Here is a 13,587-nt window from a genome sequence, read left to right on the forward strand (position 1 = left end):
CGTGAGTTTCGTGTGAGGTCGCGTCACTTTCCTGGCGAAAGTGGCGCTTCAGCGGGCGACCAGACCCGCTTCGTGGGCCAGCAGGCCCGCCTGGGTCCGGTTCGTGCAGTCCAGCTTCACGAGCATCCGTGACACGTAGCTCTTCACCGTCGCCTCGGCGAGGTGCAGCCGGGTCGCGATGTCCGCATTGGACAGTCCTTCGCCCAAGCACGCCAGGACATCCCGCTCCCGGTCCGTGAGGCCGGACGTCCGGCGGCGGGCGTCGTCACCGCGTTCGCGGCTGTCCGACGACAGTGCCACCAGGCGGCGGGCCGCCGACGGCGAGAGCACCGTGTGGCCGTCCGCCGCGACGCGGACCAGGCCGATCAGGTCTTCCGGCGGCGTCGACTTCACCAGGAAGCCCGCCGCGCCCGCGCGCAGCGCGCGGATCACGTACGTGTCCGCGTCGAACGTCGTCAGCGCGACCACCGCCGGCGGATCCGGGAGCGCTGCGATCCGGGCGATCGCCGTCAGGCCGTCGACGCCCGGCATGCGCAGGTCCATCAGCACGACCCGCGGCCGGTGCCGGACCACGGCCTCGACGGCTTCGGCGCCGTCGGCGGCCTGGGCCACGACGTCGATGTCGTCGGCCGAACCGAGGATCGTGCGCAGGTGCGCGCACACCATCGGCTCGTCATCGACCACGAGCACCGGGATCACTCTGCGTGCCTTCCGCCGTCGGGACGTAAGCGGGCAGTATCGCACCGACCCGGAACCCGCCGCCGCGCACCGGGCCCGCGTCGAACCGCCCGCCGACGAGTTCGACGCGCTGCCGCAGCCCGGCCAGCCCGGCCCCGGAACCGCTGGCCGCCAGGGCCGGATCGAGCCGCTGCCCGGCCGCGGTGCTGGCGACCGAGACGTCGAGGCCGCCCGGGTGGTAGCGCAGCGACACCGTCACCGACGCGCCCGGCGCGTGCTTGCGGACGTTCGTCAGCGCCTCCTGCACCAGCCGGTACGCGGTCCGCGCGACGGTCGGCGACACCTGCGCCGGGTCGCCGTCCACCGCGAACGCCGTCTCGATGCCGACCGAGCGGGACTCCTCGACCAGCCGGGCCGGATCGCCGGGCTGCTCTTGGCCGAGCGTCCGCGGGCTCAGCTCGGAGCCGTTGCGCAGCACGCCGACGAGGTCGCGCAGCTCGTCCAGCGCGAAGACGCCTTCGCGGCGGATGTCCTCGGCCGCCGCCCGCACCGGCTCCTCGTGCGACGTCACGCCGAGCGCCCCCGCGTGCAGCACCATCAGGCTGAGCCGGTGCGTGACGACGTCGTGCATCTCGCCCGCCAGCCGCCGCCGTTCCTCCGCACGGGCCTGCTCGGCGAGCAGGTGCTGCTCGCGCTCGGCGCGTTCCGCGCGGTCCCGCAGCGACCGCAGCAGCTGGCGCCGCGCCTCGCCGTAGAGCCCGAGCATCGCCGGCAGCGTGGTGCTGAGCAGGGCGAACGGCGTGGTGCTCCAGCTCGGCACCCACGGCCGCGCGGCGATCAGCGTGAGGATCCCGGCCAGCCAGAGGACGGTCCGCCGGTCCAGCAGCCGCGGCAGCTGCGACAGCAGGACCGGGCTGATGGTCGGCACCGTCGTCAGGGCGAGCTGGCGCACCGGCACGAGCAGGCCGGGGGTGAACAGGTCGGACGCCAGCATCAGGCCCGCCGCCGCGACGACGAACCAGGCGACCTGCCGCGGGAACCGGAACACCAGCACCAGGGAGAAGTCGCAGACCAGCTGCAGCGCCAGCCCGGCGGTCGGGCCGAGCGGCCCGGTCGTGACCTCGCCCAGCGCGTAGAGCAGGACGTTCAGGCCCGCGAACGCGAACGCCGCCACGAACAGCCAGAAGACGTCGGCGCGGCTCGGCCACCACGGCCGCCTGGTGCTGGTCACGCGGCCACGGTAACCGCTCGCGGAGGCCGCTGCGCCGGATGCGCAACCAAAGTTGCGCACCGGTCCGCGGGCCGCAACTTTCGTCGCCGTGATCACCTTCCTTGCCCCGTTTCGCCCGCGTCCCCGATCCGGTGGAGTGGGCGGACCACAGCGAGGGAGGCAACCGTGGTGACCGTCCAAACGCGACAGACGACGAGCGTGGTGTTCGCCCGCGCCCCGGTGCTGGCGATCGCCGGCGTCGCCGGGCTCGCGCTGCTGCTGACCAGCGGGCGCTACGCCGGCGGGTTCGACGAGCTCTACTTCCTGGTGGCCGGTCGAAATCACCTGAGCTGGGGGTATTTCGACCAGCCACCGCTCATCCCGGCGCTGGCGGCGGCGATGGACTGGCTCGCGCCGGACTCCCTCGTCGTGTTGCGGCTGCCGATGACGCTCGCCGCGGCCGCCGGGGTGGTCGTCACGGCGCTGATCGCGCGGGAGTTCGGCGGCGGGCGCGGCGCGCAGGCGATGGCGGCTGCCTGCTACGCGACGTCCGGCATCGTGATCGTCAGCCACTGGATCGGGACCTACGTGCTGGACCCGTTCCTGTGGACGGTCGTGGCCTGGCTGCTCGTCCGCTGGACCCGCACCCGCCGCGACGGCCTGCTCGTCTGGGCCGGCGTCGTCACGGCGGTGTCGCTGGAGACGAAGTTCCTGATCCCGGCCCTGTGGGCGGCGGTGCTGCTCGCCGCGCTGGTGGTCGGGCCGCGGGACCTGCTCCGGCGCCCGAAGCTCTGGCTGGGCGCGGCGATCGCCGCCGTGGTCACGGTGCCGACGCTGATCTGGCAGGCGACCCACGGCTGGCCCTACACCCACATGAGTGACGTCGTCGCCGCGGAGTTCCCGGGCTACGGCCCGTGGGTGCGCGACGGGCTGCTCGGCGCCGGCATCGGGGTCGGCGTGGTGGCCCTGCTCTACGGCGTCTGGCGGCTGCTGCGGTCGGCGGAGCTGCGGCCGTACCGGTACCTCGGCGTCGCGCTGGTCCTCGTGGCGCTGGCCGTGGTCGCGACGCAGGGGCGGTCCTACTACCTGATGGGCTGCTACGCCGTTCCGTTCGCGGCCGCCGCGACCGAGCTGACCCGGCGGAACCTGGTGCGGTGGTGGAAGGTCGTGGCGTGGCCGGTGTTCGTGCTCTCGGCCGTCGTCACGCTGGTCGCGCTGCCGGTGTGGCCGGCTTCGGCGCGGACGTCGGTCGGGCCGTTCTCGCTCGGCAGCGCTTTCGCGCAGGGGGAGCTGCCGCAGCAGGAGCTGGCGAAGGTGATCGGGCAGACGTACGCCGCGCTGCCGCCGGCGACCCGGGCCCGGACGGCGGTGTACGCCGAGATCTACCCGTTCGCGGCGGTGACCGAGTTCTACGGGGCGCCGTACGGTATCCGCACCGTCTACAGTGGACACCGGGCGTACTGGTACTTCGGGCCGCCGCCGGAGTCGGCCGACGCGGTGCTGTTCGCCGGGTTCGACCCGGCGCTGCTGCGGCCCCGCTTCGCGCACGAGACCCAGGTGGTCGACGGGCTGCTGTGGCTCTACGACGGCCGGAACGCGCCGTGGTCGCGGATCTGGCCCCAGCTGAAACGGCAGTGAGAGGAAATGATGAGCACTTTGTCCTTGCCCGCCCAGGCTTACCTGCTCGCGTGTGACACCGGCCGCGACCGGCTGCCGCGCCGGCAGGGGGTCGCGCTGCTGGTGCGCGCGGCGGCGTTGACGGACCTGGTCCTGCGCGGGCTGGTCGTCGACGGCGACGGGCGGCCCGTGGTCACCGGCGCGGCCGGCACCGGCCACCTCGTGCTCGACGACCTGCTGGGCGACCTCGCCGCGGACCCGCACCGCAAGTGGCGCGGCTGGGTCCGCCGCGACGCCCGGGCCACGCTCCAGTCCCTGGAGGCCCAGCTCGACGCGGCGGGCACGATCACGCTGAAGACGTCGCACGTGCTGGGGTTGTTCCCGCGCCGCCGCCCGGTGGTCCGCGACCGCGCGGAAGCGGCCCGGCTGCACGAGGTCGTGGCGGCCGCCCTGCGGGGCCGCGAACCGGCGTCGCGGGTCGACCCGGGCGCGGCGGCGCTGACGTCGCTGGCCGCGGCGGTGGAGCTGCGCACGGTCGTCTCGCGCCGCGACGCCCGCCACCACAAGGCCCGGCTCGCGGAGCTGGAGGAGCGCGCGGGAGCGGCGGTCCCCGCACTGCGCAAGGTGGTCCGCGAGCTGAAGGCGGCCCGCGCCGCGGCGATCTCGGCGGCGGCCTCGTCCGGCAGCAGCGGCTGACGCCGTGTCGACCCCCTGATCACGCGTGTCGACCCGGCAATCACGCGAGTCGACCTCCCAGTCACGCGTGTCGGCCGTTCGATCACTCGAGGGGTGTGATCGAACGGCCGACACACGTGATCAGGGAGCCGACACACGTGATCAGGGAGCCGACACACGTGATCAGGGAGCCGACACACGTGATCAGGGAGCCGACACGCGTGATTCGGGAGCCGACACGCGTGATTGGAGGGTCGACACGGCTTCGGCGGCGGCCGAAGTGTTGCGGACCTAGGTTCGGGGCATGGACGAATTCCGTGCGCTGCACGTCCCCGGTACCCCGCTCCTGCTGCCGAACGCCTGGGAGTTCGGCGTCGGCGCCCACCTCGTCGCGCAGGGGTTCCGCGCGCTCGGGACGACCAGCCTCGGTGTGTCCGCGGCGGCGGGGGAGCCCGACGGCGCGCCGTCGACGCGAGACGCGACCGTCGCGCTGGCCGCCCGGCTGGCCCGGCTCGACGCGCTGGTCAGCGTCGACATCGCCGACGGCTTCAGCGCGGACCCGGCCGCCGTCGCCGACCTGGCCGAAGAGCTCGCCGCGGCGGGCGCGGTCGGCGTCAACCTCGAGGACGGCCGCGCCGACGGCTCCCTCGCCCCGGTCGACGTCCAGGCCGCCCTGGTCGCGGCCGTGAAGGAGCGGGCGCCGCGGCTGTTCGTCAACGCCCGCACCGACACCCACTGGGCGGGTGACCGCTCGGTGGCCGAAGCCGAGACGCGGGCGCGGGCGTACGTCGCGGCGGGCGCGGACGGCGTCTTCGTGCCCGGTCTCGCCGCGCCGGCCGACGTCGAGCGGATCGTCGCCGTCGGGGTCCCGCTCAACCTGCTGTTCCTGCCCGGCAAGGTCACCCTGGCCGGGCTGGCGGAGCTGGGCGTCGCGCGGGTCAGCCTGGGCTCGCTGCCCTACCGGATGGCCCTGGCCGCGGCGGCCGAGACGGCGCTCGCGGTGCGCGACGGCCGTGATCTTCCCCTCACCCCGCCGTCCTACGCCGACGTCACCGCGTTCCTGTGAGTTCCGGATCTGCTTGGCTCGGAGGCATGCACGCCTTCGGAGCCGACTTCGCCGTCCCGTCCGGGTACCTGAACACGCCGAGCATGGGCATCCCGCCCGCGCCGGTCGCCGCGGCCGTGGCCGGGTCGGTCGAGAACTGGCGGACCGGCGCGAGCCGGCCGGCGGACTTCGACGAGGCCGTCGCGCGGTCGCGGGCCGGGTTCGCCCGGCTGCTCGGGGTCGACGCCGGGCGCGTCGCCATCGGCGCGTCGGCCTCGCAGCTGATCGCCAACGTCGCCGCCGCGCTGCCCGCCGGCACCCGCGTGCTCGCCGCCGAGGGCGACTTCACCAGCGTGACCTTCCCGTTCGCGGCGAACCCGGGCGTCACCGTCACCGAGGTGCCGCTCGACGACCTCGCCGCGCGGGTCGAGGGGCACGACGTCGTCGCGGTGAGCGTCGTCCAGTCCGCCGACGGCCGGATCGCCGACCTCCCCGCGCTGCGGGCCGCGGCCGAGGCCGCCGGCGCGGCGGTGCTGCTCGACGCGACCCAGGCCGCGGGCTGGCTGCCCTTGGACGTCGCCTGGGCCGACTGGGTGGTCGCGGCGGGCTACAAGTGGCTGCTCGCGCCGCGCGGCTGCGCGTGGCTGGCGGTGCGCCCGGACGCCCAGGACCGCACTCGCGCGGTCGCGGCCAACTGGTACGCGGGGGAGGACCCGTGGGCCACCGTCTACGGCCTCCCGCTGCGGCTGGCCGGCGACGCCCGCGCGTTCGACCTCTCACCCGTCTGGCTGGCCCAGGTGGGTGCGGCCGCCGCGCTGGAGTACCTCGGCGGGCTCGACCTCGCGCAGGTCGCGGCCCACGACATCGGCCTGGCCGACACGCTGCTGGAGAAGCTCGGCCGGCCGCCGCGGGGGAGTGCGATCGTGTCGCTCGAGGCCGACCCCGGACGGGTGGCCGCGGCCGGGATCGTCTCCGGGTTGCGCAACGGCAAGGTGCGGGTCGGCTTCCACCTCTACAACACCGCTGACGACGTCGAACGCGTCTTACACGCATTCGAGTGAACAGCTCAGCGGGCGTGAACTACCGTATGGCGTCGTGGTTGGTGCGCATTTCACCCCAGGCCCGTCCGACACGGCCCCGCTGGGCGCGGTTCCCCCGCAGCCCCGCCCGCCCGTGCCCGGCCCACCGAAGCGTGACACCCGGACCCTGGCACTCAGGGGCGCCGGGCTGGTCGCGATCGCCGTGATCTCCGGGCTGCTCTGGTTCCTGATCCGGCACGACTCGACGCCGGACGAGCCGACGGCGCAGCCGCCGGCCCACAGCACCGGGAAGTACACGTTCACGCCCGTCGCCGGGCCGGTGCGCTCCACCGACTGCGTCGCGAAGTCCTACGGCAAGACCAAGGACTTCTTCCAGGACAGCCCGTGCCAGTCGCTGGTCCGCGCGCTGTACACGACGGAGTCGGGCGGCGCGAAGGCGCTGGTGTCGGTGGTGCTGGTGGGATTGCCGGACTCGACGAAGGCGAAGGCGCTGAAGGCGCTGACCGAGCAGGACGGCACCGGCAACGTCACCGACCTGGTCCGGGACAAGACGTTCGCCGGCGCCGGCACCCCGAGCGTGAGCGGCGCCGACGCGGCGTACGCGTCCCGCGTCGAGGGCACGAACGTGACGATCGTGCTGGGCGACTTCTACGACAAGCACCAGGACAAGGCGCTGATCGACAAGATCGCCGAGGACGCGCTGCGCCTGTCGGCCGACTTCGGCTGAGCCCCGCTCGAAAGCCGTGAAGGCCTCCTTACCGGCCATAAGAGCCGGTAAGGAGGCCTTCACGGCTTTACCGGGTCAGCTCGCCTGGCCGGGCATGGCCACCGCCACCGGCTTCTCGCCGGCCTCGGAACGCCACGGCGTCCCGCGCCGCGAAGCCGCCACCAGCGCGTGCAGCGCCGTCTTGCGCAGGCCGGCGTCGTCGGTGTGGTTCACCACGGCCAGCCACGCCGACGCGCAGTCGGCCTCCGCCGTCGCGACGACCAGCGCGGCCGACGCCGTGTCGGTCACCGGCTTCTTCGGGTTGTACGCGGCCTCCGGCGCGACCGGGGTCGCCCCGGCGCCGGCGAGCATCGTCTGCAGCAGGTCGCGACGCAGCGCGTGTTCCGCGACGCCGCCCTTCTCCGCCTCCCCGAAGTCTGCCGGGAGGAACGCGCCGACCAGGCCGTAGACCCAGACCGCGGCGTGCTCGGCGGCGAGCGCCTGCTGCAGCGGGTCGACGGCTTCGGCGGGGACGCCGCCGGGCGGGGCGGCCGCGGCGGGGGCGTCCTCGCCCGGGCCCAGCGCCGGGGTGATGCGCTGCAGCGCCGCGCAGCCCGCGGCGATCGCCGCGACCATCCCGGCGCGGTAGCGCGGCAGGCCGCCGACGAGGTCCTCGGCCTGCTTGCGCGCGGTGGCCAGCCGCTCCTTCAGGTCGCCCAGCGCCGCCGCGGCCGGCGGCGTCGCCGAGGACGACGGTTTCGGCCGGTTCAGGCGGTCCACTTCGGACTTCAGGGCGGCCGCGTGCGCCGCGCGCGCGTCGGCGAGCTGGCCGGCGGCGTCGGCGTCCTTGCCCTTGGCCAGGGCACGCGCCGCCGCGGCGTCCGCGTCGGCGGCGGCCAGGAGCGGCTGCAGCGGGTCGGGGCTTTCGTCGTAGCCGGGCCCGCAGGCGGCCAGCGGCACGGCCAAAGCGGCCACCGCCCCGAAGCGGAGGGCGGCACGGCGGGTCAGCTCGGTCGGTCTTCCGGTCACGTCGGCCCATCCTGCCAGGCCCCGGGGCGGGCCCGCCGCTCGCGCGTGGTGACAAGGCGACCGGATAAGCTGGTCCACCACCGACCCGTTCCCCAACCCCCACCCCGACCGAGGAGAGCCCCACGTGCCAGGAGAACTCGCCAGCCGGCTTCAGCCGATCGTGGCCGAAGCCGTCACCGCCGCGGGTTTCGACCTCGATTCGTTCGAGGTCCAGCAGGCCGGCCGGCGGCAGCTGGTCAAGGTCGTCGTCGACTCCGACGACGGCATCGGGCTGGACGAGGTCGCCGAGGTCAGCCGCAAGGTGGCGGCGGCGCTCGACGAGAACGAGCACGTGCTCGCGAGCGCGTACACGCTGGAGGTCACCTCGCCGGGCATCGAGCGCCCGCTGACCCAGCAGCGGCACTGGCGGCGCGCGCGGTTCCGCTTGGTCAAGGTCACCCCGGTCGAAGGTGACGCCTTCGTGGGCCGGGTCGGTCACGCGGGCGCGGACGCCGCTCGCCTCCTCGCCGACGGCGAGCTCCGCGACGTCCGCTACGCCCAGGTGGCGAAGGCGGTCGTCGAGATCGAGTTCAAGCAGCCGCCCGCCGAGGATCTGAAACTGCTCGACGACGACGCGTCCGGCCTGACCGGCGCCGGTCAGGCCGAGACCGAGAAAACGGAGAAGGGGTCGAAGTGAACGTCGACATCGCCGCACTGAGGGCGATCGAACGGGACAAGGACATCCCCTTCGAAACGGTGATCGAGGCCATCGAGACGGCCTTGCTCACCGCGTACAAGCACACCGAAGGGCACCAGCCGCACGCCCGCATCGACATCGACCACAAGTCCGGCCTGGTGCGCGTGCTCGCGCGCACGCTGACCCACGACGGCGAGACCGACGAGGAGTGGGACGACACCCCCGAGGGGTTCGGCCGGATCGCCGCCACCACCGCGCGCCAGGTCATCCTGCAGCGGCTGCGTGACGCCGAGCACGAGAAGACCTTCGGCGAGTTCTCCACCAAGGAGGGCGAGATCGTCGCCGGCGTCATCCAGCGCGACGCCCGCGCCAACGCGCGCGGCATGGTCGTGGTCCAGGTGGGTGACACCGAGGGCGTGCTGCCGTCGGCGGAGCAGGTGGCCGGGGAGTCCTACGAGCACGGCAGCCGGATCAAGGCGTACGTGGTCACCGTCGCGCGCGGCAACCGCGGCCCGCAGATCACGCTCTCGCGCTCGCACCCCAACCTCGTGCGCAAGCTGTTCGCGCTGGAGGTCCCGGAGATCGCCGACGGGACCGTCGAGATCGCCGCCGTGGCGCGCGAGCCGGGACACCGCACGAAGATCGCGGTGAAGTCCACCGTGGCGGGCGTGAACGCCAAGGGCGCCTGCATCGGCCCGGTCGGCGCGCGCGTGCGCAACGTGATGAGCGAGCTGGCCGGCGAGAAGATCGACATCATCGACTACTCGGAGGACCCGGCCCGGTTCGTGGGGAATGCCCTGTCCCCGGCGAAGGTTGTTTCCGTACGGGTCATGGACGAGCGGGGCAAGACCGCCCGCGTCGTGGTGCCGGACTTCCAGCTGTCGCTGGCGATCGGCAAGGAGGGCCAGAACGCCCGCCTCGCCGCCCGTCTGACCGGCTGGCGGATCGACATCCGCAGCGATGCCGCGCCGGTGGACGACGAGGGTGATCAAGACCACGCCGGTCCGTCGCGGCCCGCCGCGACAACCGGTTCGGCTGAGTGAAGGTCGAAGCGGTAGACTCCGGAGTGGTTCGAAGCCCGCGGCGGGTAGCCGAGCGCCAGCCCCACCGAGAATCCCCGGTGCGGACTTGTGTCGGTTGCAAGCGGCGGGCCTTGATCGGTGAGCTGCTGCGCGTGGTCGCGGTGGCCGGACGGGTGGTCGTCGACGGACGTCGTCGGCTCCCGGGTCGGGGGGCGTGGTTGCACCCCGACGCGGACTGTCTGGCCAAAGCCGAACGGCGGCGGGCTTTCCCGAGGGCCTTGCGGGCCCCGGGAGCGCTCGACGTCCGGGAGGTCCGCGGGTACGTCGAGCACGCCACGCATCACGAAGCCGGGACGTCCCCGGCTCCGCGAGGAACGAAGGAAGCAGGTCGACCCGTCATGAGTCAGCCGTGAAGCTGAAGCCATGAACGCGAGACAATAAGGACGAGGTCAGCGGGTTCCCCGCCTGGCCTCCCCTAGATGAGGAGAGCTGTGCCAGGCAAGGCCCGCGTACACGAGCTCGCTAAGGAGCTCGGCATCACCAGCAAGGACGTGCTCGCCAAGTTGAAGGAACAGGGCGAATTCGTCAAATCCGCGTCGTCCACGGTCGAGGCGCCCGTCGCCCGCCGGTTGCGCGACGCGTATGCGCCCAAGGGCGCCAAGAAGCCCGGCCCGACCCCCGGTCCGTCGGCGCGCCCGGGACCCCCGGCCGCCAAGCCGGGCGCTCCCGCGCCGAAGCCCGCGACGCCCGCTCCCCAGCAGCAGGCACCCGTCGTGCAGGCCGCCCCCGCGGCGGCCCCGCAGCAGCAGGCCCCGGCCTCGAAGCCGGCCGCCGCACCGGGCAACCGCCCGGCCGGTCCCGGCCCCCGGCCCGGCCCGCGTCAGCAGCCGGCCGCGCCCGCTCCGGTGGAGCAGGTCCCGGCCGCGAAGGCCGAAGCGCCGGCCGCACCCCCCAAGCAGGAGACCCCGGCCGCGCCCGCTCCGCAGGGCAACACCGGTTCGGTCGTCCCGCCGAAGCCGCAGGGCCCCAAGCCCGGCGGTCCCAAGCCCGGTCCGCGCACCCCGCGGGTCGGCAACAACCCGTTCGGTGTCGGTTCCGGCGCCCCGCCGCGCCCGCAGGGCCCGCGGCCCGGTGGCGGCGGCCAGGGCGGCGACACCCGCCCGCCGCGTCCCGGTGGGACCGGTGGCGGCGGTGACCGTCCGGCTCCGCGTCCCGGTGGCGGCGCCGGTGGCAACCGGCCGAGCCCGGGCAACATGCCCCCGCGGCCGAACCCCGGCATGATGCCGGGCCGCACGCAGCGCCCGGCCGGTCCCGGTGGCGGCGCTCGCGGTGGTCCCGGTGGCGGTGCCCGTGGCGGCCCCGGCGGCGGCGCTCGTGGCGGTCCCGGTGGCGGCGGCGGCGGTTTCCGCGGCGGCCCCGGTGGCGGCGGCGGCGCCGGTGGCGGCTTCCGTCCCGGTGGCGGCGGCGGTGGCGGCGGTGGTTTCCGTCCCGGTGGCGGCGGCCCCGGTGCCGGTGCCCCGGCCGGTGGCGGCGGCGGTTTCCGCGGTGGCGGCGGCCGTGGTGGCCCCGGTGGCCGTGGCGGCACGGCGGGTGCCTTCGGGCGTCCGGGTGGTCCCTCGCGCAAGGGTCGCAAGTCGAAGCGGCAGAAGCGCCAGGAGTACATGGACAACATGCAGGCGCCCAGCGTCGGCGGCGTCCGCTTGCCCAAGGGGCAGGGCGAGACGATCCGGCTGCCGCGTGGCGCTTCGCTGACCGACTTCGCCGAGAAGATCGACGCCAACCCGGCTTCGCTGGTGCAGGTGCTCTTCCACCTCGGCGAGATGGTCACCGCGACGCAGTCCGTGTCGGACGACATCCTCGAGCTGCTCGGCGGCGAAATGAACTACCACGTTCAGGTCGTCAGCCCCGAGGAGGAGGACCGCGAGCTGCTGGAGACCTTCGACATCACCTACGGCGACGACGCGGGTGGCGAAGAGGATCTGCAGGTCAGGCCGCCGGTCGTGACCATCATGGGTCACGTCGACCACGGTAAGACCCGGCTGCTCGACACGATCCGGAAGACGAAGGTCCGCGAGAGCGAGGCCGGCGGCATCACGCAGCACATCGGTGCGTACCAGATCGAGACCGAGCTCGAAGGCAACCCGCGCCTGATCACCTTCATCGACACCCCGGGCCACGAGGCGTTCACCGCCATGCGTGCCCGTGGTGCCAACTCGACCGACATCGCGGTGATCGTGGTGGCGGCCGACGACGGTGTGATGCCGCAGACGGTCGAGGCGATCAACCACGCGCAGGCCGCCAAGGCCCCGATCGTGGTCGCGATCAACAAGATCGACAAGGAAGGCGCGAACCCGGACAAGATCCGGCAGCAGCTGACCGAGTACAACCTCGTGGCCGAGGAGTACGGCGGCGACACGATGTTCGTCGAGATCTCCGCGCGGCAGAACATCAACATCGACGGTCTGCTCGAGGCGATCCTGCTGACCGCCGACGCCGCTCTGGACCTCCGGGCCAACCCGGACATGGAGGCCCAGGGTGTCGCGATCGAGGCGCACCTCGACCGCGGCCGCGGCCCGGTGGCCACCGTCCTGGTCCAGCGCGGCACGCTGCGCGTCGGTGACTCGGTCGTGGCGGGTGACGCCTACGGCCGCGTCCGCCGGATGGTCGACGAGCACAACGTCGACGTCACCGAGGCGCTGCCGTCGCGTCCCGTCCAGGTCATCGGGTTCACCTCGGTGCCGGGTGCGGGCGACACCTTCCTGGTGGTCGACGAGGACCGCGTCGCCCGGCAGATCGCCGAGCGCCGTTCCGCTCGTACGCGCAACGCGCTCAACGCGTCGCGCCGCAAGCGGGTCAGCCTCGAGGACCTCGACTCCGCCTTGAAGGAGACGAACAGCCTCAACCTGATCATCAAGGGTGACAACTCGGGTACCGTCGAGGCCCTCGAGGCATCGCTGCTGCAGCTGGACGTCGGCGACGACGTCGAGCTGAACGTGGTGCACCGCGGTGTCGGTGGCGTGACCGAGTCGGACATCGACCTGGCGACCGCGTCCGACGCGATCGTCCTCGGGTTCAACGTCCGCGCCCAGGGCAAGGCGACCGAGCGGGCCACCCGCGAGGGCGTCGACGTCCGGTACTACACGGTCATCTACCAGGCGATCGACGAGATCGAGCAGGCCCTCAAGGGCATGCTCAAGCCCGAGTACGAAGAGGTCGAGCTGGGCCGCGCGGAGGTTCGCGAGGTCTTCAAGTCCTCCAAGATCGGCACGATCGCGGGTTGCCTGGTCATGTCCGGCGAGATCCGGCGCAACGCGCGCGCCCGGCTGCTGCGCGACGGCACTGTCGTCGCGGAGAACCTGCCGGTCAGCTCGCTGCGGCGGTTCAAGGACGACGTGGTCGAGGTCCGCGAGGGCTACGAGTGCGGTCTGACGCTCGGTTCGTACGGCGACCTCAAGGTCGGCGACTCGATCGAGACGTACGAGCAGCGCGAGAAGCCCCGCGCGTAAGGCGTCCGGTCCCGGGGTGCGGTTTCGGCTGCACCCCGGGGCTTTCGCTTCCCCATCCCTACAACACCACCTCACTTGCCTATGTACGTCGGAGCTCTTGAGCTCGACATCCTGCTCGGCGACGTCCATTCGCTGAAGCAGAAGCGATCCGTGGTCCGGCCGGTGCTGGCCGAGGTGCGCAAGCGCTTCGCCGTGTCGGTGGCCGAAGCCGGTCACACCGACCTGCACCGGCGGACCCTCATCGGGGTGGCCGTGGTCGCCGAAGGTGGCGAGCACGTCCGTGACGTGCTCGACTCGTGCGAGCGCTACGTGGCGAGCAGGCCGGAGTTCGAACTGCTCTCCGCCCACCGCCGGCTGCTCGGCCCAGACGACTGATTTTCTCG

The 13,587-nt window shown here is 73.4% G+C and carries 13 protein-coding genes; 10 read left to right on the plus strand and 3 right to left on the minus strand.

The features are described 5' to 3' along the window. Nucleotides 1–48 precede the first annotated feature (48 nt). Both OHS58_RS02395 and OHS58_RS02400 read right to left on the minus strand, forming a co-directional pair. Nucleotides 49–699: a response regulator gene (locus tag OHS58_RS02395; protein WP_247054746.1), complete on the minus strand. Its 651-nt coding sequence runs from the start codon at nt 697–699 to the stop codon at nt 49–51. Beyond that, nucleotides 674–1,909 (minus strand): sensor histidine kinase, encoded by a 1,236-nt coding sequence (locus tag OHS58_RS02400; RefSeq protein WP_328646993.1) that lies wholly within the window; start codon nt 1,907–1,909, stop codon nt 674–676. Before OHS58_RS02400 ends, OHS58_RS02395 begins: the two co-directional genes overlap by 26 nt. 165 nt (nt 1,910–2,074) lie before the next feature. Here OHS58_RS02400 and OHS58_RS02405 point away from each other — a divergent pair, with 165 nt between their 5' ends. The 5 genes from OHS58_RS02405 (at nt 2,075) to OHS58_RS02425 (ending at nt 6,992) form a co-directional block, all read left to right on the plus strand. Next, a complete protein-coding gene (locus tag OHS58_RS02405; protein ID WP_328646994.1) occupies nt 2,075–3,526 on the plus strand; it encodes an ArnT family glycosyltransferase in 1,452 nt (483 codons plus the stop codon). A gap of 9 nt (nt 3,527–3,535) precedes the next feature. Next, nucleotides 3,536–4,201 carry a GOLPH3/VPS74 family protein gene (locus OHS58_RS02410; protein ID WP_326959763.1) on the plus strand — a complete coding sequence of 222 codons (666 nt, stop codon included), beginning with the start codon at nt 3,536–3,538 and terminating at the stop codon, nt 4,199–4,201. 283 nt (nt 4,202–4,484) lie between these two features. Next, entirely contained in the window at nt 4,485–5,246 is a 762-nt protein-coding gene (locus OHS58_RS02415; protein ID WP_328646995.1) for an isocitrate lyase/PEP mutase family protein, read from the plus strand. Between the two features lie 26 nt (nt 5,247–5,272). After that, the gene (locus OHS58_RS02420; protein WP_328646996.1) at nt 5,273–6,286 is read left to right on the plus strand and encodes an aminotransferase class V-fold PLP-dependent enzyme; all 1,014 of its coding nucleotides are present in this window, start codon (nt 5,273–5,275) and stop codon (nt 6,284–6,286) included. A 112-nt stretch (nt 6,287–6,398) separates the two neighbouring features. Continuing rightward, nucleotides 6,399–6,992, plus strand: coding sequence for a hypothetical protein (locus OHS58_RS02425; RefSeq protein ID WP_247064469.1), 594 nt, complete (start codon nt 6,399–6,401; stop codon nt 6,990–6,992). A 75-nt stretch (nt 6,993–7,067) separates the two neighbouring features. Here the strand turns inward: OHS58_RS02425 and OHS58_RS02430 are convergent, their stop codons facing one another. Further along, nucleotides 7,068–8,000, minus strand: coding sequence for a ferritin-like domain-containing protein (locus OHS58_RS02430; RefSeq protein ID WP_328646997.1), 933 nt, complete (start codon nt 7,998–8,000; stop codon nt 7,068–7,070). Nucleotides 8,001–8,124: 124 nt separating this feature from the next. Here OHS58_RS02430 and rimP point away from each other — a divergent pair, with 124 nt between their 5' ends. From rimP to OHS58_RS02455, 5 genes are all read left to right on the plus strand, one after another. Then, nucleotides 8,125–8,676 carry a ribosome maturation factor RimP gene (rimP, locus tag OHS58_RS02435; protein WP_326943080.1) on the plus strand — a complete coding sequence of 184 codons (552 nt, stop codon included), beginning with the start codon at nt 8,125–8,127 and terminating at the stop codon, nt 8,674–8,676. Further along, nucleotides 8,673–9,719 carry a transcription termination factor NusA gene (gene nusA / locus OHS58_RS02440; RefSeq protein WP_247054727.1) on the plus strand — a complete coding sequence of 349 codons (1,047 nt, stop codon included), beginning with the start codon at nt 8,673–8,675 and terminating at the stop codon, nt 9,717–9,719. The genes rimP and nusA overlap by 4 nt, the downstream gene beginning before the upstream one ends. A 140-nt stretch (nt 9,720–9,859) precedes the next feature. Continuing rightward, nucleotides 9,860–10,111: a YlxR family protein gene (locus tag OHS58_RS02445; protein ID WP_247064467.1), complete on the plus strand. Its 252-nt coding sequence runs from the start codon at nt 9,860–9,862 to the stop codon at nt 10,109–10,111. Nucleotides 10,112–10,189: 78 nt separating this feature from the next. After that, nucleotides 10,190–13,204: a translation initiation factor IF-2 gene (gene infB / locus OHS58_RS02450; protein WP_328646998.1), complete on the plus strand. Its 3,015-nt coding sequence runs from the start codon at nt 10,190–10,192 to the stop codon at nt 13,202–13,204. A gap of 81 nt (nt 13,205–13,285) precedes the next feature. Further along, nucleotides 13,286–13,579 carry a DUF503 domain-containing protein gene (locus OHS58_RS02455; RefSeq protein WP_247054723.1) on the plus strand — a complete coding sequence of 98 codons (294 nt, stop codon included), beginning with the start codon at nt 13,286–13,288 and terminating at the stop codon, nt 13,577–13,579. The last annotated feature ends 8 nt before the right edge of the window (nt 13,580–13,587 follow it).

The organism is Amycolatopsis sp. NBC_00348 (genome assembly GCF_036114655.1).
Lineage (GTDB): Bacteria > Actinomycetota > Actinomycetes > Mycobacteriales > Pseudonocardiaceae > Amycolatopsis.

What these genes read in the sequence shown, in the direction of transcription:
- OHS58_RS02410 (WP_326959763.1), top strand. Translation starts at nt 3,536, where the DNA reads ATGAGCACTTTGTCCTTGCCCGCCCAGGCTTACCTGCTCGCGTGTGAC.
- OHS58_RS02420 (WP_328646996.1), top strand. Translation starts at nt 5,273, where the DNA reads ATGCACGCCTTCGGAGCCGACTTCGCCGTCCCGTCCGGGTACCTGAAC.
- OHS58_RS02415 (WP_328646995.1), top strand. Translation starts at nt 4,485, where the DNA reads ATGGACGAATTCCGTGCGCTGCACGTCCCCGGTACCCCGCTCCTGCTG.
- OHS58_RS02455 (WP_247054723.1), top strand. Translation starts at nt 13,286, where the DNA reads ATGTACGTCGGAGCTCTTGAGCTCGACATCCTGCTCGGCGACGTCCAT.